Source organism: Akkermansia massiliensis, from assembly GCF_023516715.1.
In the GTDB taxonomy this organism is placed as follows: Bacteria; Verrucomicrobiota; Verrucomicrobiia; order Verrucomicrobiales; family Akkermansiaceae; genus Akkermansia; species Akkermansia massiliensis.
Window position 1 is genome coordinate 925862 of record NZ_JAMGSI010000002.1, and the last position, 20984, is coordinate 946845.

The following is a 20984-nucleotide window of genomic DNA, read 5'->3' on the forward strand; positions in this document are numbered from 1 at the left end:
GGAACTCTCCGTCCGCATGAACCGTATCCGGAACGTCTTCAAACTTCTTCTGCCCGTTCTGTGCCTGCTGGCCGGTTCCTGCGGCTACCAGCTCGGCGGCACCAAGCCGCCCAAGCTGGAATTTGCGCAGACCGTCAAGGTCTGCCTCTTTGCCAACAACTCCCTGGAACCCCGCGCCGCCACGCTGGTGACCGGCGCGCTGGCGGATGAACTGCAGCGGGACGGCACCTACCGGCTCAGCACCGGTGCGGATGCGGATATCCGGGTGGAAGGAGAAGTGTACTCCATCACCTTCGACCAGTTGCGTTCCAGCCGGGAAGACACCTACAAAAGTACGGAGCTGGGCCTGCGCCTGGCCGTCAAGTACCGGGTGGTGGACGCCAGGACGCAGAAAGTCCTGTATGCCAGCTCTGCGGAGGAAGTGGGCCAATTCTTTGACCTGGGCAACATCCAGACGGCCCGGACCAACGCCCTCTCCTATGCGGCGCGGCTGGTAGCCACCTCCATTGCGGAAACCCTCACCAACGGCTAGACCTGTCCGGCTCCGGAAAATTTGTGCTTATGGCGGAAGTGGAATACAGCGTTTACTTCGTTCCGGTGCCGATCGGCAACCGGGCGGACGTCACCCTGCGGGCGCTGGACGTGCTGCGCAAGGTGGACGTCATTGCGTGTGAAGACACCCGCCATTCCGGGCTTCTGCTCTCCCACTATGAAATCCGCAAGCCCTTGATGAGCATGCACGACCACAACGAGCAATCCCGCGCCGGGGAAATTGCCGCCCGTGCCGCCGGCGGGGAAAGCTTTGCCGTGATCAGTGATGCGGGCATGCCGGGCGTGAGTGATCCGGGCTACCGCCTCATTCAGACGCTCAAGGAAAAGGAAGTAAGCTTCACCGTACTTCCCGGACCGTCTGCCGTGGTGACGGCCCTGGTGGGGTCCGGACTGCCTACGGATGCCTTCTTCTTCGGCGGCTTTCTGCCCGTCAAATCCGGCAGGAAGGGCTCCATGCTCCAGGCGGCGGTGGAAGCTTCCCATACCAGTATCTTTTATGAATCACCCCACCGCATCGTCAAAACCGTGCAGGCGCTGGCGGCGCTGGACCCGGACGTTCCCGTTTGTGTAGCCAGGGAACTGACCAAAACCTTTGAAACCTACCACCGCGGCCCGGCTTCCCGGCTGGCGGCGGAATTTGCGGAACGTGCCCCCAAGGGGGAAATCGTACTGCTGGTGGGCGGCGTAAATGCGCCGCGGGCCGTCAATTAATGAGCCAAGGGCATTAATAACGCACCGTCACCTTGATCGGGCGGTGGTCGGAAGCGGCAGGCTCTTCAATCACCCTGCGTTCCGCCACCTTGAACGCCTCCGCCTTTCTCCCCCTGTACATCCAGATGTAATCAATGCATTCCGCCGGTTGATCGGCAGGGAACGTTTTTTGGGAAAAATCGCTCAGCGGAATGAAATGCTTCTTCATCCGGGCTATCGGTTCCGAGCCCGGCGTCAAATTAAAATCTCCCGCAATGAAAAAGGGCTTCCTGCACTCCGCGGCCAGAGCGGCAATCATGTCGATGGAAGCGTTGCTATCCTCCCGCGTCAGGGACAAATGCGTGACGCAAAAACAGTAATCCTTGAACTCGGCCATCAGCAGCACGCGCGCCTCCTCCCGGCCGGGCAAAGGAATTCGCTTCACGCTCAAAGGCTTCTCCCTGGATAAAAGGCCGACTCCATAGGAACCGCCCGAATAATCAATGGCCTTGGCGTACGTCCCCGTCAACTTTGTCCTTACGGCCAATTCCTGCAAAGTGTCCCTGCCGCCGCTCCTTTTTGTCTTGCTGTCCAGTTCCTGAAGGGCCGCGACATCCGGTTTTGCCTCCGCAATCACCCGCGCCGTACGGTCATAATCCCGCTTGCCGTCCATGCCGGTACCGTTCTTTACGTTGTAACTCATGAACGTGGCTTCCCCGCCCCACAGGGAAAAAGGAGCCAGAAGAACCGCCGCGGCTGCGCATGGACTGAAAATGACCGGATTCATACCTGCAAAAATGAAATTTAGGGCCTGTTGTTCCGAACGGCCCGGATTACAGATAATACGCATGCCTTTCCCCCGTTTCTTGCAGAGCTTCTTTCCTTCCTCCGGGTGAGTAAATCCCGTGGATGGGCGAATCAACAACACATCTCCCGCTCCGGGAAATTTCCTCATCCGGTTTCCGGACACCCGCCTTTTATACCCTTTCCGCCCCATACTGCCGGAAAATGACGCAGGTCTTATCAACTTGACGCCTGGAAGTGTGTCATGATAGTATTCTATCATCATGCTGGAGGATAGGAGATCACGTTCCTCGCGCAAGACACCGGATTTGGTGACTGATGAGCTTATTATCATTCTTCATGAGGCGGGCATGCTGGAATTCAATGACATCTTCCAGCGTACCGTTATCGTGATGAAGCAAAAGCACATGTCCCTGGGCGGTGAGGAAATCCTGCGGCTGCGGATTTATGAAAAGCTCCAGGGCCTCGTGAGCGCCGGCGGCCTAGTGAAAAAAGGCCGCGAATACACAGCCCAGCCCAAGCTGATTACATTGAAATCGGAAACGTTCCCGGACACACGGTTGTGATTTTAAAAGAAATGGGCAGGATGGGCCGGATTTTACTCCATGCCTCCCATCCTGTCCATGAACCCAATGTGTGGTTTAGCGTCTCAACTTCTTAGAAATTGGTGCGGAAGGCAATGTTGTAGCTCCAGCCGGTGAAGCCTTTCTGCTTGCTGGCGTCCGTGCCGTTGGAATGGGCGTATTCAACGCCCGCCATGATCTTGGCCATGTTCGGATTGCATTCGAAAATGTAGTAGTTGACGCCCAGGTACAGGGCCTGCATGCAGTCGGAAGTGCCGGAATAGGTAGAGTTCTGCGTATAGCGCTTTTCCCATTTCACGGCGTTGCTGCCCGCCGCCATCTGGTAGCGGACCACGCCTTCCCAGTTGGGGGTGAATTTGTAGGACGGCATGATGGTCACGCCGAAGACGTTTTCAGCCCCTGCCTTCATGCCAATGACGTTGAAGCCGGCCATCACTTCCGTCATCAGGGAGAAATCCCCCTGGGAGCCTTCCCAGGTCAGCGCCACCACGTCCTTGGCGCCGGTGCCCTGGTATTTGGATTTGAAGCCGTAGCCGGTGAGCTTTTCATACGCCTTGTTTTGTGCGTCGTCGCCCCAGTTGGTGAAGTTATGGGCGTAATCCAGCCACAGGCGGCTTTTTTTCAGGAAAACGTCGTTGGACGTATCATAGCTGAGCGTGCCGGTGACGAAGCAGTTGTCCCGGGAGTTGAAGGCGGGTTCAATGCGGTTGTTGAACGTGCCGGTTCCGGTTCCTCCGTTGCCGTTCATCCAGATGCCCGCCGCCCAGCCGAGCTTGTCATTCTTGTCGGAATTGTTCACCTGGAACCCGTAGTTGGTTTCCGAGCGGAGCTGGTTGACCAGCATGGAGCGTTCAATGGTCAGGATGGCGGAGGAGGAGGTGCGGTATTCCCCGGTGATGCGCGGCTTCATTTTGCCGATGGCGTAGGTGACGGGGCCTCCCTTGTATTCCAGATTCAGTTCATACAGGGAGTAGGTCAGGTCGGAGGTGTCCCAGGTGTTGGTTTTCGCGTTGTAGCTTTCCAGACCGTCCATGCCGCCGATGTTCCAGACGTTGTTGAGCTTGAAGTTTTTCAGGAACTTCATGTTGAAGCCGGCGCGAAAGCGGCGCCATTCGTCGTTGAAGCGGCGGCCGTTGCCTTCCTTTTCACCCATCACGCGCCCTTCGCCGTTCGGGTCAATCCAGTCCAGTCCGTACTGCATGCGCAGGGAAACGTTGAATTCCTGGATGTAGGGATTCTTGTGATCCCGTTCCGCATTGAACCACTTGAAACGTTCGCCGAGCCATTTGCAGGTGGAAAAGCTGTCGCGGGCCAGCAGAACGTCTCCGGTGGAAGGCGTGGCGGCGGCAAAGGCGGCGGCTCCGAGAGTCATGATGCCGATGACGGGGAGAGTATAGGTTTTCATTTGTTTTCTATGGTTGGTGTGTGTCTGTGAGAAGGTCTTCCGGGGAAGGTTCTTCCTCACGGAGACGGCTTCTGTCTATCAAACCAGCCACAGGGCTGTCCAAGGCTTAAGGGTGACAAAATAGCCACCCGTCCCATTGAAGGTTACACGGTAATGCGGAGCCATGCTTTGGCGGCCAGGGCGTCCGCGGCGGCGGCCACTTCCGCCTTCCGCTTGCTGGCTCCATGGCCGGAACCGATGGCGTGTCCATGCCAGAAAACGCGGGAGTGAAAACGGTTTTCGGCGTCCCTCTGCCCTTTTTCTTCCGTTTCATAGGAAGGAGTTTCGGGCAGGATGTCCTGAAGAATGGCCTGGAGTTCCCCCTTGGGGTTGATTTCCTTGGGGTGGGTGGCCGCGGAGTCCAGCGCTTCATGAAGAACGCGCAGGGCCACGGCCTTGGCCGTTTCATAGTCGGAGTCCAGCGACATGGCCCCGAAGACGGATTCAAACGTGTTGGCGATGATGGAGTTTTTTCCCCGTCCTCCGGCCCGTTCCTCCCCTTTTCCCAGGGCAATATATTTGTCCAGCCCCAGGATGAAGCCGTATTTGCCCAGATTGGCGCGGCTGACGGTGCGGGCGCGCAGTTGGGTCAGCTCCCCTTCCGGAGACTGGGGCATGTGGCGGTAAAGGTACTGTGTGACGGCAAGCTGTAAAATGGCGTCGCCCAGGAATTCCAGCCGTTCATATGTCCGGCGCGTTTCCGGCTTGCTGTCCGTGCTGGGGTGGGTGAGGGCCTGCACGAGCAGGTCCGGGTTTTTGAAACGGTAACCCAGCTTGTCTTCCAGCGCGGTATAGTTCATCCCGGAAATGCTAGGGCCGCTAATTAGGAAATGCAACTCCAAAGGAAGGGTGTTTCCGGCAGGGCGGGGCACGCCTTTTCCGCGTCATCCCAGCCGCTCCGCGGCTTTGACATATGGCTGGAGAGGTGTAGGATGGTACGCGAACGAACGTTAGAGACCGCGATGAAAAAGATTGATCCAAAGGAGATTCGGGATAACGCCATGCAGTTGATCGGGCACGACTGGATGCTGGTGACGGCTGGAACGCCGGAGCATTTCAATATGATGACGGCCAGCTGGGGCGGCCTGGGCTTCATGTGGAAGAAGCCCGTGGCATTCGTGGTTATCCGTCCCCAGCGCCATACCTTCGGCTTCATTGAGGCCGGGGAGGAGTTCACGCTTTCCTTCTTCAGCCATGAGTACCACAAGGCGCTGACTGTTTGCGGCACCACGAGCGGACGGGATACGGACAAGGTGGCCGCCTCCGGACTGACGCCGTACGCAACGGAGAACGGCAACGTGAGTTTTATGGAAGCGCGCCTGGTGCTGGAATGCCGCAAACTGTATGCGGAGGCTCTCAGTCCGGAAGCCTTTCTGGACAAGACCATTGTACCGGAGTGGTACGCCGCGCGGGATTTCCACAAGATGTACATCGTGGAGATTCTGAACGTTTGGGTGAAGGAATAACGTGCCGGAAATGCCGCCGGGGTGAATTCTTGTTTATCGTGATTCTCCTCAGTTTGTTTAGAGCGGTTTGAGCGTGGAATCCTCCAGCCGGAAGGACGGCAGGGGGCACGGGGTATCGTGCAGCCAGTCCAGATGGGTGGTGGTGATGAGGCTTTGCGCGTCCGCCGGGAGCGATTGCAGAAAGGCCACCCGGCGCGTGGGGTCCAGCTCCCCGAAGACGTCGTCAATCAGGTGGATGGGCGTATGCCCCGTTTCTTCCGTGAGCAGGGAGGATTGGGCCAGCTTCATGGAGATGGCGATGGTGCGCTGCTGCCCTTCAGAGGCGAACTGTGCGGCGCTCCTGCCGTTCAGCGTGATGTCCAGGTCGTCCCGGTGGGGGCCGTTCTGGGTTTGCCCGTACCGGATGTCCCGGTCCACGGCGGCGCACAGCCGTTCATACAGGTCCCCTTCCTCCGAGGCGCGGTAGGCCACGGCCACCTGTTCCTCCCGTTCGCCGATGCTGCGGTAGGCGAGGGTGATGTGGGGGGCCAGCAGCGTCAGCAGGCTGGCGCGCAGGCTTTTCAGTTCCGTGCCGTGCAGGGCCAGCTGGCGCGTGTAGGCGTCCAGCTGCAGCTTGTCCCTGTGCCTGTGCTTGAGCAGGTAGTTGCGCGTTTTCAGCGCCCTCCGGTAGCTGAACAGGGCCAGCCTGTAGCCGGGGTGCCACTGGCTGCCCAGAAAGTCCATGTATTTTCTGCGGGCGTCCGCTCCGGCCTGCACCAGGGAAAGATCGTCATTCCCCATCCATACCACGGGGTAGCTGTCAGCCAGATAGCTGCGCTGGTCCTTGCGCGGCTCTCCGTTGACGCGGAGGTCCGGAGCGTCCGGGGTCCACAGGATGCGCCGGGCCTGCCCCGGCAGCTCTCCGCGGATGCCGAAGGCCTGCTTTCCGTGGGCGGCCAGCGGGCCGGGCCGGGCGGTGCGCGGGGATTGCAGGCGCAGCAGGAAGCAGACGGCTTCCAGCAGGCTGGTTTTTCCCTGCGCGTTGTTTCCCAGGATGATGGCCCCCTGCTGCGGAATCTGCCAGGAGAAGCTTCCGTAGCAGCGGAAGTCCATTAATTTCAGCCTGGAGATCATGGGGCAGGGGAAGGAGGGATTATTCCGCAGGGAGGGCGCGGATGGCGTCCATGATCCTGTCCGTCAAATGCTGGTACGCCTCTTTTCCCTTGGCGTTAAGTTCCGCCGGAGTAAAGGGGATGGGATCTCCCACCGTGACCGTGACGGGGTGGAGTTTGGGGAAGCGGGCGCCGATGGGGAAGGCTTCATACGCTCCGCTGATGCGCAGGGGCTGCACGGGAACCTTCGTCTTGCTCAGAATGAGGCCGATGCCCCCCATGCCGTCGTGGATTTCACCGTCCGGAGTGCGGGAACCTTCCGGGAAGACGAGCACGCGCTTGCCGGATTTCAGCAGGCGGATGACGTGCTTGAGGCTGGCGGCGTCCGGGTTTTCCTGGTCGATCGGGATGGCCAGGCAAAGCGGAAGCGCCCATTTGAAAATGCCCCGGAACAGGGTCTTGCGGGCAAAGAAATAGATGCCGTCCTCATAGGAGATGCCCAGCATGGGCGGGTCCAGAAAGCTCTGGTGGTTGCTGACGATGAGCACGGGGCCGTCTTCAATGAGCTTTTCCCGGTTGACGACTTTCCAGGAAAAGAAGGCTTTGGAAATGCTTTTAAAGAGCGTGTAGAAAACCCAGTAGAAGGAGTTCATCTGGCGGAGAGTTTTTGTTGAATGTTGTCGGTAATGAAACGGACGACCTGGTCGATCGTCATGTCTGACGTATCCACCAGCAGGGCGTCCGGAGCCTGGGCCAGCGGGGCGGTGGCGCGGGAGGAGTCCTTGCGGTCCCGTTCCGCAATGGAGTCCGTCAGGCCTTCCGCGGCGCGGCGGGAGGCCCTCACTTCCTCGGAGGCGGTGACGAAGTACTTGAACGGCGTGTCCGGAAATACCACGGTGCCTATGTCCCTGCCTTCCATCACCACGGGTTCCCGGCGGTTGTATTCCCGCTGCCGTTCCACCAGCAGGGAGCGCACTTCCGGAATGGCCGCGATGGTGGAGACGTGGTCGTTAACCTGCGGGCGCGTGAGTTCTTCACCCAGCACGCGTTCCCCGCACAGGACCACGGAGCGGCTGCCGTCCTTTCCGAAGGAGAGGGGAACGGAGGACAGCGCTTCCAGCACGGCGGCCGTGTCCGCAGGGTCGATGCCCTGTTCCAGCATATACCAGGTGACGGCCCGGTACATGGCCCCGGTGTTGATGAACGTGTAGCCGAGGCGGTCCGCGATGAGCTTGGCGACGGTGGATTTTCCGGATGCGGCGGGACCGTCAATGGCGATGGCTGGATGCATGAGTGTCTTCTATGTTGGAAATGGGGGCTAAAGCCGCTTGGATTGTAGCTTTGCGCCCCGTGGAAATCAAGACTGCGTTCCGGCGGCCCGTGCAAAAAGAGTTTCACTTTTTCCTGTAAATCCGTTATACAGCGGGGCATGGCCCAACTCAAACACCCGAAGATGGTGGACATCAGAGACATTTTGGATGAGAATACGCGCCTTCCCGCCCTGGTGGCCGCGTCCGCCGAAAAGTTGCTGGGCCTGGAACGCTTGAACAAGGCGTACGACAAGATCGTGCGCGACAAGGAATCCGGTTCTCCGGAGAATTTCTTCCAGCTTGCTTCCAGACATTTGAACCTGAAGCTGCAACTGCGCCCGGGGGATCTGGAAAATATCCCCAAGAAAGGGCCGGTGGTCGTGGTCGCCAACCATCCGCACGGCCTGTCGGACGGCATCATGTTCGGAGAGCTGCTCACCCGCGTGAGGGAGGACGTCCGCATTCTGGCGAACGAACAGCTTTCCCTGTGCCAGGAGTTGGAACCCTGGCTGATCAAGGTGGACGTGTACGAGGATGAGAACGCCAAGCGCAAGAATCTCTCCGGCATGCGCAAGATGATCTCCTGGCTGCGGAAGGGCGGCGTGCTGGGCATTTTCCCCGCCGGCACGGCCTCCAGCTTTTCCCTGGCCCACAAGAGGGTGACGGACGATCCCTGGAACGCGAACATCGCCGCCATCATCCGCATGACGAAGGCGACGGTGGTTCCCGTGCATTTTCCGGGGCGCAACAGTCTGCTGTTCCAGGGCGTTTCCCTCATCAACCGCAAGGCGCGCGTGGCTTTCCTTCCCCGTGAAGTGGGGCGTGACGGGCGCCGTACGCACCGCATCGTGGTGGGCAAGCCCATTCCGTTCAGCCAGCTTGGGCAGTATGATTCCGATGAAGCCATGGTTTCCCATCTGCGCCTGCGCACCTACCTGCTGGGCAAGAGTTATGAAAAGAGCCGCCGTCCCCATGTGCACAGGAAGGACCGGAAGGCGAAGATGGCCGCACTGATTCCGCCCGTTTCCGTGCAGGACATGCAGGCGGAGATTGACGCACTGCCCGCGGAATGCCTGCATGCCCGCCAGGAGAACGGAGACTGGGACGTGTACGTGGCGGACGCCCTGCAAATCCCCAATATCCTGATTGAAATAGGGCGCTTGAGGGAATACACCTTCCGCCAGGTGGGGGAGGGCTCCGGCAAGGCGTGCGACCTGGACACGTACGACAACCATTACAAGCACCTGTTCCTGTGGGACAGGACCCACCGGAAGATTGCAGGGGCCTACCGCATGGGGGAGACGGACAAGATCATCGCCCGCTACGGCGTGAAAGGGCTGTATAACGGGGAATATTTCTCCTTTACCCCCGCCGCCCTGAAGGTGCTGGACCGCTCCCTGGAAATGGGACGCGCCTTCATCGTGCCGGAATACCAGAAAAGGCCGCTGGCCCTCGGCTTCATCTGGGAGGGCATCGGCCAGTTCATGGCCCGCAACCACCATTACCGCTACCTGTTCGGCACGGTAAGCATCTCCCGTGATTACACCAACCTTTCCCGTGCCCTCATCGTCTCCTACCTGAAGGCGCATGAAATGGACTCCGTGCTGGTGCATGAGGTGAAAGCCTACAATCCGCCCCGCAAGGCGGACCTGAAAAGGTCGGAATCCTGTATCCTGCCCATTGGCCTGACGGACGCCCAGGGGCTCTCCCAGCTCGTGGCGGACATTGAGGAGGACGGCAAGGGAATTCCCGTGCTGCTGCGCCAGTACCTGAAGCTGAACGGAAAAATCCTGTCCTTCAGCGTGGACAAGCATTTCGGCGATGTGCTGGACTGCCTGATCCTGGTGGACATTTTCAAGTCTCCGGAGCGTTCCATCAAGCGCTACATGGGGAAGGACACGTACGAACAGCTGCTGCCCTATATGCAGCGGGAGAGGGAAGAGGAGAAGGCGGCGGAATAGTTCCGCAGGCGTTTTTTGCCGGTTTCCGGTCCGGTTTTTCCCTTATCCGGCTAGTTGAAATGCCTGTAGCCTGACGGAAGGGCGGAGGAGGGTTCCGTCGTCATTTCCCCGATAACGGTGAAGGGCGTTTCCGGGAAATGCTCCGCGGCCAGCCGGGCAACCCGCTCCCGGTCGCCGGGACGGAACGTGACCAGCAGCTCGTAATCCTCCCCGTCTCCTGCGGCCTGCGCCGCGGTGAAGCCCGGGCGCACGGGAAGGAGTTCTGCATGAATGCGGAATCCCAGTCCGGAGGCCGCGGCCAGCCGTGGAAGGTCGGTTCCCAGACCGTCGGAAAGGTCCATCATGGCGGTGGCCAAGCCGGAGGCGGCCAGTACGCCGCCCTCCCTGACCCGTGGAATGAAGGAAAGATGGTGCCCCGTGGGAAAGCTGCCGCCGAGCACGCCCGTGACGGCGAGCAGGTCTCCCGCGCGCGCCGTGCTGCGCAGGACGGCTTTCCCTTCCGCAACCTCTCCGGTGAGGGCCACGCTGATGATGAGGCCGTCTTCCGGCAGTCCGGAGCTTTCCCCTCCGGCAATGCTGATGCCGAATTGCCGTGCCAGCCGTCCCATTCCCCGGTAAATTCCTTCCACCTGGGAGACGGGGCGGTCCGCATGCACGAACAGGGTCACCAGCGCGTGAAGCGGTGTGCCGCCCATGGCCGCTATGTCTGAGACGGCCCTAGCCAGCGCCTTCCTGCCGATCAGTTCGGGATCCGTTCCAGGCAGGAAGTGCATGCCTTCCACCACGCAGTCCGTTTTCAGGAGCAATTGACGGTTTCCGGAGCTCCGGGTCACGGCGCAATCGTCCCCCGGTCCCGTGACCAGGAAGGCGTTGGAGGGCATCAGGGGCAGGAGCCGGGCCACCAGCGCGTCCTCCCCCGTCTGCCGGATGGTGGGATCAGGTTCCATAGGGAAGGAGAACGCCGGGATACAGGATGTTGATGAGAGTGGCGGTGTTAAAAATGCAGTGGGCGATGATGGGCGTCCAGATGGAGCCCGTGTATTCGTACAGCAGCACCAGCATGGCCCCGAAGATTGCCAGCGGAATGAAGGGCACCAGGCTGACGTGGATGATGCCGAAGAGCAGGGACGTGGTGACCAGCGCAAACCAGGCGCCCGTGTACTTTTTCATGATTGGGTACAGGTAGCCGCGGAAGATGAGTTCCTCCACCAGCGGGGCCGCGATGGCGGCGCTGAAGCAGATGACCACAACCAGGGGAATATCGCTGGAATGCCGCAGCACGGAGACGATGGACTGCTCCGCCGGAGCGTGCGTGACCTGTTCAATCCACTGGAACAGGCCCGCCCTGTCCAGCAGGAAGTGGATGACCAGCACCAGCAGATAGCCCGCCACGGGGGCATAAAGAAGGGCTTTCAGGGAATGTTTTTTCAGCCCTAGCGCCTCCATTCTGCCTGTGTGGAACATGCGCACCAGCAGGACGAAGGCCAGGATGAGGTTCAGGCAGGTGCCGTTGAAAATCTTGTAGCCGTCCAGCTCCATGTTTGTAGTGGTGGGCGGAGCGGAGGCTCCCGGAGGCGTGGCCGCAGCCATCAGGGCGCCCAGGCTGAAGTACAGGACGATGATGCCGCACATGGCGATGTCCAGCATGTCCAGATGGTCCACGGGGATGTGCCATTTCAGGGGGCGCTGGATGTTCGGCGCATGGGCCTGGCGGAAGATGCCCACCGCCACGGCGATGAACATGACGGCAATCAGGGCGGAGGAGAACAGGGTAATAAGCTGGTCCGTTAATTCATTCATGAAACAGGTATGCGTGGAATAGGCCGCCCTTCCGGAGCGCCACGCCGGAATAAGGACACCTGCTTCTTTAGTGAAAACACGGTGATTTTCCAGCAGAAAGTGAGCTATCGCCCCGTACTCCGCAAAAAAAATCATGAAGGAAGGGAATGAATACTTTTCAAAGAAAAGCGGGTATGCTACATTTCCAACGGATTATTGCCATGAATATTCAACCCAAAATCACGCCTGTGCTGGACCCCGGCTTCGTGCCGGCCGTTCTTTGGAATCAAGCCTTTGAGGCCAAAGCCGCCGCCGATCCCGCTTCTCATCAAGTGGACATCGCTCTGACCCGCAATGACGGGACCTGCTTCCGCTGGTCCGGCAAGCTCCTTCCCCACACCGGAGAAAACGTTGCCCTGAATGAGACCTATGTGGAACGCATCGTGAAATTCCTGCTGTGGCAGAAGGGCGGCAATATCATCCTCGTCGCCGGGGATGACGCTATTGCGGACATGCTGGCCTCCCGCTACTGCAAGGGCGGCGCCCGCGAATTCGACTGGGATTTCATCGGCAAGAAGATTTACGGCTCCCCCATTGAAGTGAAGAAGGTGTCCGTGGAAGAACTGCCTGAGGAATATTCCGGCTCCATGACCCTGGGCCGCAACCTGGACGGCTACCGCATCGGCTTCGACCTGGGCGGTTCCGACCGCAAATGCGCCGCCGTGGTGAACGGAGAAGTGGTGTATTCCGAAGAAGTGGTGTATTCCGAAGAAGTGGTCTGGGACCCCTATTTCCAGAAGGATCCCCAGTACCACATTGAAGGCATCCAGGACTCCCTGGAACGCGCCGCAGCCCACCTTCCGCGGGTGGACGCCATCGGCGGTTCCTCCGCCGGCGTCATCATCAACAGCGAGGTGCGCACCTCCTCCCTGTTCCGCGGCGTCAGCCAGGAAGACATTGAAAAGACCCTCGGCAAGGTGTTCCGCACCCTCCAGAAGGAAAAGTGGAACAACATCCCCTTTGAAGTGGTGAACGACGGTGAAGTCACCGCCCTCGCCGGAGCCATGGGCATGAACGACAACGCCGTGCTCGGCGTAGCCATGGGCACATCCGAAGCCGCCGGCTACGTGGACCCGGAAGGCCACATCAAGCCCTGGCTGAATGAACTGGCCTTCGCTCCCGTGGATTACTCGGAAGAAGGCGGCGTGGACGAATGGTCCAAGGACATGGGCGTAGGCGCCCTCTACTTCTCCCAGCAGGCCGTAGCCCGTCTGGCTCCCCGCGCCGGCTTCCAGTTTGAAGGCATGCCCTTCCCGGAACAGCTCAAAAAGGTTCAGGCCGCCATGGCGGAAGGCGACGAACGCGCCCGCAAGATTTATGAAACCATCGGCGTGCACTTCGGCTATGCCATTGCCCACTACGCCAGGTTCTATGATATCCGCAACCTGCTCTTCCTGGGCCGTGTGGCTTCCGGAGACGGCGGCCAGATCATCATTGACAAGGCGGAGGAAGTGCTGCGCACCGAATTCCCCGAGCTGAAGATCCAGCTCCGCGTGCCGGATGAAAAGACCAAGCGCCACGGCCAGGCCGTAGCCGCCGCTTCCCTGCCGGCCCTCTCCTGACAGGAGGAATGAAATTTGCGGGAGGGACCCTGTATGGGGTCCCTCCCTGCTCATATCCGGAGGGGGACTTTTGCCGGATGCGCTGAACAGCCTCTGCCGCGCCGGATTCCCGCCCCTCCTTTTTCCGATTCCCGCCCCGACGCCCTGCGTTCATGAATCCCCAGCAAGACAACATTGTTCATTGCCCGGAATGCGGGCAGGCCATGGACGTTTCCCAACTGCCTCCGTATGCCAACGCCATCTGTCCGGGCTGCCAGGCGCTGACGCGCGTGAAAACGCGCATGGGCCCCTACCGGATTACCGGAAAACTGGGAAAAGGCGGCATGAGCGTGGTATACCGGGCGGAAGATTCCGTGCTGGGGCGGGAGGTGGCCCTGAAGGTGCTGAATGACACCTATGCCGGGGATGCCCTGCGCAGTGAACGCTTTGAACGGGAGGCCCAGATCATGGCGCGGGTTTCCCATGAAAACCTAGTGCAGATTTATGCCGTGGGGCGCGACCAGGGCCTTTTTTACATTGCCATGGAACTGGTGGAGGGCAGCGGCCTGGATGCCCTGATTACCGCGGAAGAACGCGTGCCGGAGGACAAGGTGCTACGCCTGACGCTGGATATCGTGCGCGGCCTGGACGCCGCCTGGAACGCGGGCCTCATGCACAGGGACATCAAGCCCGCCAACGTTCTCCAGTCTCCTGACGGAGTCGCCAAGATCGTGGACTTCGGCCTCTCCCTGCTGCACAGTGAATCCGACGTGGAGCGGGAAATATGGGTCACTCCCTATTACGCAGCTCCGGAAACGCTGCTGAGGGGAGAAGAAGACTTCCGGACGGACATGTACGCGCTGGGAGCCACCATGTACCATTTGCTGGTGGGCGCTCCCCCCCGCGTGGACGCTTCCCAGTCTTCCGATGTCCTTCTGGAGACCAAGAAAAACCTTCCCCGCCTGGAACAGGTGGTCAATGACGTCTCCCCCATGACCTGCTTCATCGTGGACAGGCTGATGGCTTTTGACAGGGAAGACAGGTTCTCCTCCTATCCGGAATTGATGGATGCCGTGGAACAGGCCCTGGAGGAATACACCCTGGCCATGCAGGAATCCGGCCTCACCTGGTCGGAACGGCGCGCGGCGGAGGCGCGGCGCGTCCGCCGCAGGAAATGCCGCATTATCGTCATTTCCTCCGTTGCCTCCGTAGTGGCGCTGGGGTTGGGCATCTGGGGCTGGGCGGCATGGCAGAAGGGGAGGGGCGCTTCCCCGGGAACACCCCCTCCGGCGCTCACTCCTACGGCGGGAACGGGCACTACCCCGGAGGACACGGCTGCGGCGGAATCGCGGCTGGAGCGCAGCATCCGCTTCGGCAAGCTGTTCAATGAAGCCCAGGAATCCCTGAACCGGGGAGACCTGGTGAAAGCCGCCGCCATGTTCGGGGATCTGGCGGACCAGCCGGACTGCCCCCTTTCCACCTCACTCTGGGCCGGTCTGAACCAGGTTCTGTGCATGTGGACGCGCGGCCAGTTCCCGGAAGGGGTGGAGCGCCTGGAAGAGCTGAGCAGGAAGGTGGAGGCCTGCAAGGACCCTGCGGAACTGGAACGCTCCAGGGACGTCGGCAACCTGGTCATGTACTTGAGTTCCGGGGACTGGTCTTCCCGAATGCCGGGTTTGCGTTCCAACTCCGATCTGGCCGTGCATTACTATGTGGGCATGGCGCTGAAATCCTGGTACTTTGCCGGTAAATGGCCGGAATACGGCGTTTTTCTGGACAAGGTGGCGGCCGATGCGGCGGACGACCGGGACAGGAACGTCCGTGAGCTGGCTTCCGCCTGGCTCAACAACCTCAAGAGATATACGGACCAGTACGAACGCCTGAAACGCCTTCAGGACATGCCGGAAAAGACGGTGGCGGAAGTGGAGGCCAAACGGTCCGCCGCAGACTTCCTGCGGGAACAGATGATGATCGGGGAAGTGTCCGCGATGCCTCCAGCCTATGCTGCGCTGGAAGGAATGCTGGACCATTTGAGAATGCAGTACCAGACAGCCCGTGACTGGGAGGCGGCGGAAGCCGTGAAGATGGCTGAGAGGAAAAAGGAGGAGGAAAGACAAAAAGCGCTGGAGGAGGAAAAGAAAAAGGAAACCCTGCTGGCCGCTCAGTCCAGAAGCTATGAAGACGTTTGCCGGGAAGCTGCGGACGTCATGAAAAAAACCGGGGACTTTGAAAAGGCCTCCGCCGTTTACGGCGGGGCGGAAAAGGTTATTTCCTCCCCCGCCGTCAAGGCCAGACTGTCCGTGCGCCGGGAAATGACGGATCAAATGCTGCCCCTGTTCACCCGCATGGAGAAAATTCTGCCCGCTCTCCTGGAAAAGAAACCTGGAAAACCCCTGGTGCTGAAAGACGGCTCCAAGGTGCGCCTGACAGGGATGAAGGGGCATCTGCTGACTGTGGAACCGCAGGACAGCCGGGAAGGCAGTGATGCGTACCAGGTCAGCTGGAACGAGCTACCGTTCAACTCCCTGTATGCCCTGGCGCGGGAATGCCGCCAGAAGCAGCCTGCGGAATTCTCCCCCCTGGCGGATGCGTATTCCAAGCCGCTGCTTATTTTCGGCAGTCTGACGGAGACCATTTCCCCCGCCCAGCAGGAAAATGCGCTGCTCCAGATGGACCGCGCCTTCATTGAAAAATGGAACCTGTGGATGAGCGGTTTGGACGCGGAGGAGACGCCCCCGGAAGACGGTGAAGAATCGGATTAATTCCGGCAGGCTCTTGGCCGGAGGAGGGCGGGAAGGCCGTGCCGACGGTGGAAAAGTCCCGTCTGGAAAAGGAACCCTGCGCCGGTTTTGCGGAAAAGTAGGCGTGATGAAGTAAAATTTGCTTGCCTAGGATACTCCGTACAGGTCTCATAGCCGCATGAGACTGATCAGCTTTTTGACGCTGGCATGCGTGGCCGGCATCCTCTCTTCATGCGGTTGTGACTGTCACAAACACGCGGACTTCGCGCTGAAGGACTACCAGCCCACCTCCAGCAAGCAATTCCGTTAACTGCTTGAATATGTTTGAAATTCGTGAAAAGCCGGAAATGGTGGAGCGAGCCATGCTCGTTTCCATCTACTTCGACCCTTCCGAGGCCAGGGAAAAACAGGCCATGCTGGACGAGCTGGAAGACCTTGTCACCAACCTCGGCATCAGCATTGCAGGCAAGCACCTCATCAAGTCCCGGGACATGCACGCCAAATTCCTGTGCGGCACCGGAAAAGCCCAGGAAGTAAAGCAATTGGCGCTGGACTGCCGGGCGGACTGCGTGGTGTTTGACAACATGCTTTCCCCCTCCCAGCAGCGCGAATGGGAACGGCTGATTGACGAATGCGTGATTGACCGTGAAGAGGTCATTCTGGATATCTTTGCCCGGCGCGCACGCACGCGGGAGGCCACCCTCCAGGTGGAGCTGGCCCGCATGCAGTATTCCCTGCCGCGCATGGCCCGCATGTGGAACCACCTGGACCGCCAGGGCGGCGGTTCCGGAGGAGGCAAGGGCGGCGGCGGAGCCGCCAGGGGCGAGGGCGAAAAACAGATTGAAGTGGACCGCCGCCTGGCGCGCGCCAGGATTGAAGCCATTCAGAAGGAACTGGCCCTGGTGACCCGGCAGCGCGCCACGCAGCGCAAGGAACGGGAGCGCCAGGCCGTAGCCACGGCCGCCATCGTGGGCTATACCAATGCCGGGAAATCCTCCCTGCTTTCCCTGGTATCCGGTTCCGAAGTCATGGCGAAGGACATGCTTTTTGCCACGCTGGACACCACGACGCGGAAAATAGAACTTCCCCACGGGCAGCCCCTGCTGCTGACGGATACCGTGGGCTTCATCCGCAACCTTCCCCACCGCCTGGTGGAGGCTTTCAAATCCACGCTGGAGGAAGCCGTGCTGGCGGATTTCCTGGTGCAGGTGGTGGACGCCTCCGATCCGGAAGCCGTGCGCCATTATGAAACCACGCTGGAAGTGCTCGGCGAGCTGGGCGCGGGCGACAAGCCCATGATCGTGGTCCTGAACAAGGTGGACCTTGTGCCGGAAGAAGAGCGCCACACGCTGGAAACCCTGTTGAAGCCCCACTTCAACGGCAGGGTGGTGCCCATGTCCGTGCAGGAGGGGCATGGCGCGGAAGACCTGCTGAACGCCTGCGTGGAGATGCTGGAAAGCCGCGTCCGGCGCGCGCGGTTCCTGATTCCCTATACCCGGAGCGACCTGGCGGCCGCCATGCATAGTGAAGGGAAGGTTCTCTCCACGGAATACGTGGAGGAAGGCACCCTGATAGAAGCCGTGCTCCCTGTGGCGTTTTATAACAAATTCAGCCGTTTTCTGGCGGAAAAATGATTTCCTCTTGATTGCGGAGAAACCGCATCCTCGGCAGGGAAATCATTCTTTTTTCTTGAATTTTTGTATGTTGGATATATTATATCCAGCATCTATAATGAATAAGTTGTGCTGTATTATTTTGTGCGGAATAATTTCCTGGGCCACTGTAAGCGCCCAATCCCTGCCTCCGGATGCCCGGAAATTGAAGGAACAATATGAGAACATCCTTTCTTCCATTAATCAGAAATATGAGGCGTCCAAATTGAAAGCCTATCGGGATTCCATGAACAAATATGCCGCGAAGAATGACTTCGCTTCTGCGGCGGAACTGCAGAAAGTCGTGGAATATTTGGAGAACCGCTTGTCCGCCAAAGAACTTGTTGGGAGGGATGAACTGTCCCGGATGGAAAAAGTTTCTCCTAAAGTAGGCGTACAGATGAAGGAAATTCAAGAAGATGTGGCGTCTAAAAGAATGAAGGAAAGGAAAAAGACGGACAAGGCCTACTTGGATGCCCTTCTTAAAATTCAGAAAAAGTACGCCAATCTCGGTAAAATAAATGAAGCGCTGGCCATTCAAAAGGAACTCTCTGCAGTTCGTGTTATTGCCTCTTTTATTGGGCGGTGGAAAACGGTTAAAGGGGATACCGCCGCGAATGAAATTCTTTATTTGAATGATGATTGCTCCGTCTTTTTGGGCAAGGACGGAAAAGAGGTTACTTGGTTGGGCCACAAATCATTCAGGGTATCTCCCCAGGCAGAGAAAACCATTGAGCTGTTGAACGACAAAGGGAACCACAGCGGATCCCTCAAGATGCTTTCCAATTTTGAAATCCAGTCGCCGTCTGGCTGGAAACTGCGCAAAATGAATCCCTGATGAAGAAGGCAGGAACGTTAAACGTACATTTAATGCTCAGTAACCCAAGCTCCGCAGGCATTCCACCACCTCCCTGACGGGCAGCCCGATTACGTTGTCCGTATCTCCGCGCACGGAGGAAATGATCATCTCCCCGTGTTCCTGGAACGCGTAGGAGCCGGCCTTGTCCATCACATTCACCAGCTCCATGTAGCGGCGGATGTCCTCTTCCTTCAGCTCCCGGAACGTCACTTCCGTCAGCACGGCCAAGTCTTTCACTCCCAGGGGGGACCGGATGGAAACCGCCGTGCACACGTGGTGCGTCCGTGCAGAGAGCATCCGGAGCATGGAACGGGCCTCTTCCCCGTCTTCCGGTTTGCCAAGAGGAAGGCCGTCCAGAAAAACGAGCGTATCCGCGCCGATGACGGTGGAATCCGGATGTTCCCGGAATACGGCTTGCGCCTTTGCCCGCGCATTGTGCAGGCAGAGTTCCTGCGGAGGCATGGCGGCGTCCTTCAGCTCCTCCGTATCCCGTACGACGAGGGAGAAAGGCACGCCGGCCTTCGCCAGAAGCTCGCGCCGCCGGGGGGACTGGGAGGCCAGGATGATGGGGGGAAGCATGGAAGGAGAGCCAATAGTTAATATCTATTAACTATTACCTGTTAATTGTTAACTATCTGCTTCCCATAATCCGGTGGAAGGCCTCCGGAGAAATTTCCCGGATGGCCCGGATGATGTTCCTGGAGAATCCGGCCATGCGCTTCCGTACCGTTTCCCGGTCTTCCGCGGATTCAAACTCCATGCCCACCAGGGCGCGGCCCACGCGTTCCCCGGTATAGGTGTAATTGAAGTAGCAGAGGGATGCCAGGTCCGCGATGCGTTCCATGAAGTCAAGAAAGGCTCCGGCGCGTTCCGGAAATTCGATGTGGACGAACAGGGGATGCTGGCACAGCTCCGCCTGGTAGTGAATCATGCGGAAGCGCACGTCGTCGTCCTCGCTGATGTCTTCAAACTCAATGCCCTTCTTCTTCAGCGTCGTGCGGATGGTGTCCAGGTCTTCGTCAGAGGCGGCGATGCCGAACACGGGGTACTGGGTGTTGCCCTCCGTCTTGCCGTACTGCACGTCCACCAGCGTGGTATCCTGCGGGATATGGCGCAGATACTTGAGCACCTGGCCGCGCTTGGAATCCATGGAGATGCGCAGGTAGCGCGTTTCATGGTTGCCGATGCCCGCCTGGCGGGCGATCTGGGTGAGGTGGGTGAAATCCATGTTGGCTCCGGAAATGACCACGAAGCTCTTTTCCTCCGGCTTCACTTCACCTTCGTTCCATTGTTTCAGGAATCCGGCCAGGCTCATGGCCCCGGAGGGCTCCGGCACTACGCGGGAAGATTCCCACATGGCGCGGATGGCCTGGCAGACTTCGTTATTGGTGACGGTCACGAACTCGTCGATCAGTTCCCGGCAAAGGGGATAGGTCAATTCTCCGGGGATATGGACGGCGGTTCCGTCGCAAAAAACGTCCACGTAATCCAGGTTCACCCGGTGTCCCTGCTCAATGGAGGTTTTCATGGAGGCCTGGTCCACGCCTTCCACGCCGATGACCTTGATGTGGGGCCAGAACTTTTTCAGCCAGCAGGCTACGGAGGCGGCCAGTCCGCCGCCGCCGATGGCGACGTACGCGCGGTCAAAAGGGCCTTCCCCGCTCATCACCACTTCATCCGCCAGCGTTCCCTGTCCGGCCATGGTCACCAGATCGTCATAGGGATGGACAAAAGTGCTTCCGTGGGTTTCCGCGTACTCGTGGGCGGCTGCGGCCGTCTCGTCATAGCAGTCTCCATGAAGCATGATCTTCACGTGCCTGCCGCCGTGGCGGCGTACTTCCGTCTGCTTCACTTCCGGCGTGGAGCGGGGCATGAAAATGGTGGCGTGGCAGTTCAGGACGCTGGCCGCCAGGGCCACGCCCTGGGCATGGTTGCCGGCGGAGGCGGCCACAATGCCCTTGTCCCGCGCCTCCTGGCTCAGTGCGGCCATGCAATTGAACGCTCCGCGCCATTTATAGGCCCGGATGGGGCCCAGGTCCTCCCTTTTGGCGTATACCGGGGCCTTGATGCCCGGCAGATTCAATCGTTGAAGAGGAGTCGGTTCGCCAACCGTGTAAACGCGCTGGCGGGCTTGCAGTATTTCCTCGGAAAGACGGTCCGAAAGTATGCTCATGATTGTAATGCTGGCTCCCATTCTACCGGGTTCCGGCCCTCTTTTCCAGTAAAACATTGCCACCGGACTGCCTGTTTCCCAGGTCCTGGACTTTCCGGGCACAAAAAAACCGCCCGGAGGCGGTTGTTTCTTTGAAGCAAGGTGGCGAAGCGGACGGGGCTCGAACCCGCGACCTCCAGCGTGACAGGCTGGCGCTCTAACCGAACTGAGCTACCGCTCCGTGACCTTGGATGCTGTGTTCCTGCCTTGCGGCGGGGACGTGGAGGCTTATACAGGC

20 protein-coding genes and 1 tRNA gene are annotated in these 20984 nt (G+C 59.4%); 10 read left to right on the top strand and 11 right to left on the bottom strand.

Annotated elements, in window-relative coordinates; genetic code table 11:
- Positions 1 to 16 precede the first annotated feature (16 nt).
- Positions 17 to 532 carry an LPS assembly lipoprotein LptE gene (gene lptE, locus M8N44_RS11580; RefSeq protein WP_022397659.1) on the top strand — a complete coding sequence of 172 codons (516 nt, stop codon included), beginning with the start codon at positions 17 to 19 and terminating at the stop codon, positions 530 to 532.
- A 29-nt stretch (positions 533 to 561) separates the two neighbouring features.
- Positions 562 to 1263, top strand: coding sequence for a 16S rRNA (cytidine(1402)-2'-O)-methyltransferase (gene rsmI / locus M8N44_RS11585; protein ID WP_022397658.1), 702 nt, complete (start codon positions 562 to 564; stop codon positions 1261 to 1263).
- Between the two features lie 13 nt (positions 1264 to 1276).
- Here rsmI and M8N44_RS11590 read toward each other — a convergent pair whose 3' ends face one another.
- Complete coding sequence (locus tag M8N44_RS11590; RefSeq protein WP_102729055.1) at positions 1277 to 2029, bottom strand: endonuclease/exonuclease/phosphatase family protein; 753 nt, start codon at positions 2027 to 2029, stop codon at positions 1277 to 1279.
- Between the two features lie 280 nt (positions 2030 to 2309).
- On the opposite strand from M8N44_RS11590, the gene M8N44_RS11595 reads away from it, so the two are divergent.
- Positions 2310 to 2612, top strand: a complete 303-nt coding sequence (locus M8N44_RS11595; RefSeq protein WP_022397656.1) for a hypothetical protein — start codon at positions 2310 to 2312, stop codon at positions 2610 to 2612.
- A gap of 91 nt (positions 2613 to 2703) precedes the next feature.
- Here the strand turns inward: M8N44_RS11595 and M8N44_RS11600 are convergent, their stop codons facing one another.
- Positions 2704 to 4035, bottom strand: a complete 1332-nt coding sequence (locus tag M8N44_RS11600; RefSeq protein WP_102729009.1) for a porin — start codon at positions 4033 to 4035, stop codon at positions 2704 to 2706.
- Between the two features lie 143 nt (positions 4036 to 4178).
- On the bottom strand, positions 4179 to 4874 hold the full coding sequence (gene rnc / locus M8N44_RS11605; protein WP_102729010.1) for a ribonuclease III: 696 nt from the start codon (positions 4872 to 4874) through the stop codon (positions 4179 to 4181).
- A gap of 162 nt (positions 4875 to 5036) precedes the next feature.
- Between rnc and M8N44_RS11610 the strand changes: the two genes are divergently transcribed.
- Complete coding sequence (locus M8N44_RS11610) at positions 5037 to 5540, top strand: flavin reductase family protein (RefSeq protein WP_102729011.1); 504 nt, start codon at positions 5037 to 5039, stop codon at positions 5538 to 5540.
- 57 nt (positions 5541 to 5597) lie between these two features.
- Here the strand turns inward: M8N44_RS11610 and recF are convergent, their stop codons facing one another.
- Genes recF through cmk form a run of 3 tightly spaced genes read right to left on the bottom strand, consistent with a single transcriptional unit; the run spans position 5598 to position 7922 of the window.
- A complete protein-coding gene (recF, locus tag M8N44_RS11615; RefSeq protein ID WP_102729012.1) occupies positions 5598 to 6653 on the bottom strand; it encodes a DNA replication/repair protein RecF in 1056 nt (351 codons plus the stop codon).
- 19 nt (positions 6654 to 6672) lie between these two features.
- Positions 6673 to 7284 (bottom strand): lysophospholipid acyltransferase family protein, encoded by a 612-nt coding sequence (locus M8N44_RS11620; RefSeq protein WP_102729013.1) that lies wholly within the window; start codon positions 7282 to 7284, stop codon positions 6673 to 6675.
- Positions 7281 to 7922 carry a (d)CMP kinase gene (gene cmk, locus M8N44_RS11625; RefSeq protein WP_022397650.1) on the bottom strand — a complete coding sequence of 214 codons (642 nt, stop codon included), beginning with the start codon at positions 7920 to 7922 and terminating at the stop codon, positions 7281 to 7283. Before cmk ends, M8N44_RS11620 begins: the two co-directional genes overlap by 4 nt.
- Before the next feature lie 138 nt (positions 7923 to 8060).
- Between cmk and M8N44_RS11630 the strand changes: the two genes are divergently transcribed.
- Entirely contained in the window at positions 8061 to 9902 is a 1842-nt protein-coding gene (locus M8N44_RS11630) for a lysophospholipid acyltransferase family protein (protein ID WP_022397649.1), read from the top strand.
- A 50-nt stretch (positions 9903 to 9952) separates the two neighbouring features.
- Here M8N44_RS11630 and M8N44_RS11635 read toward each other — a convergent pair whose 3' ends face one another.
- The gene (locus tag M8N44_RS11635) at positions 9953 to 10849 is read right to left on the bottom strand and encodes a thiamine-phosphate kinase (RefSeq protein WP_102722168.1); all 897 of its coding nucleotides are present in this window, start codon (positions 10847 to 10849) and stop codon (positions 9953 to 9955) included.
- Positions 10839 to 11702 (bottom strand): CPBP family intramembrane glutamic endopeptidase, encoded by an 864-nt coding sequence (locus tag M8N44_RS11640; RefSeq protein ID WP_102736976.1) that lies wholly within the window; start codon positions 11700 to 11702, stop codon positions 10839 to 10841. The genes M8N44_RS11635 and M8N44_RS11640 overlap by 11 nt, the downstream gene beginning before the upstream one ends.
- 200 nt (positions 11703 to 11902) lie before the next feature.
- On the opposite strand from M8N44_RS11640, the gene M8N44_RS11645 reads away from it, so the two are divergent.
- The 5 genes from M8N44_RS11645 to M8N44_RS11660 all read left to right on the top strand — a co-directional run bounded on the left by M8N44_RS11645 (position 11903) and on the right by M8N44_RS11660 (position 18513).
- Positions 11903 to 13303 carry an ROK family protein gene (locus M8N44_RS11645; protein ID WP_249853111.1) on the top strand — a complete coding sequence of 467 codons (1401 nt, stop codon included), beginning with the start codon at positions 11903 to 11905 and terminating at the stop codon, positions 13301 to 13303.
- A gap of 152 nt (positions 13304 to 13455) precedes the next feature.
- Positions 13456 to 16044: a serine/threonine-protein kinase gene (locus tag M8N44_RS11650; protein ID WP_022397645.1), complete on the top strand. Its 2589-nt coding sequence runs from the start codon at positions 13456 to 13458 to the stop codon at positions 16042 to 16044.
- Between the two features lie 157 nt (positions 16045 to 16201).
- Positions 16202 to 16333 carry a hypothetical protein gene (locus tag M8N44_RS13975; protein ID WP_022397644.1) on the top strand — a complete coding sequence of 44 codons (132 nt, stop codon included), beginning with the start codon at positions 16202 to 16204 and terminating at the stop codon, positions 16331 to 16333.
- 10 nt (positions 16334 to 16343) lie between these two features.
- Entirely contained in the window at positions 16344 to 17657 is a 1314-nt protein-coding gene (gene hflX, locus M8N44_RS11655; protein ID WP_022397643.1) for a GTPase HflX, read from the top strand.
- Between the two features lie 97 nt (positions 17658 to 17754).
- Positions 17755 to 18513, top strand: coding sequence for a hypothetical protein (locus M8N44_RS11660; RefSeq protein ID WP_022397642.1), 759 nt, complete (start codon positions 17755 to 17757; stop codon positions 18511 to 18513).
- A 36-nt stretch (positions 18514 to 18549) separates the two neighbouring features.
- Here the strand turns inward: M8N44_RS11660 and M8N44_RS11665 are convergent, their stop codons facing one another.
- The 3 genes from M8N44_RS11665 to M8N44_RS11675 all read right to left on the bottom strand — a co-directional run bounded on the left by M8N44_RS11665 (position 18550) and on the right by M8N44_RS11675 (position 20927).
- Positions 18550 to 19113 carry a Maf family protein gene (locus tag M8N44_RS11665; protein ID WP_022397641.1) on the bottom strand — a complete coding sequence of 188 codons (564 nt, stop codon included), beginning with the start codon at positions 19111 to 19113 and terminating at the stop codon, positions 18550 to 18552.
- A gap of 52 nt (positions 19114 to 19165) precedes the next feature.
- Positions 19166 to 20707, bottom strand: a complete 1542-nt coding sequence (locus M8N44_RS11670; RefSeq protein ID WP_180970910.1) for a pyridoxal-phosphate dependent enzyme — start codon at positions 20705 to 20707, stop codon at positions 19166 to 19168.
- Between the two features lie 142 nt (positions 20708 to 20849).
- Positions 20850 to 20927 (bottom strand) — tRNA-Asp (locus M8N44_RS11675).
- Positions 20928 to 20984 lie beyond the last annotated feature (57 nt).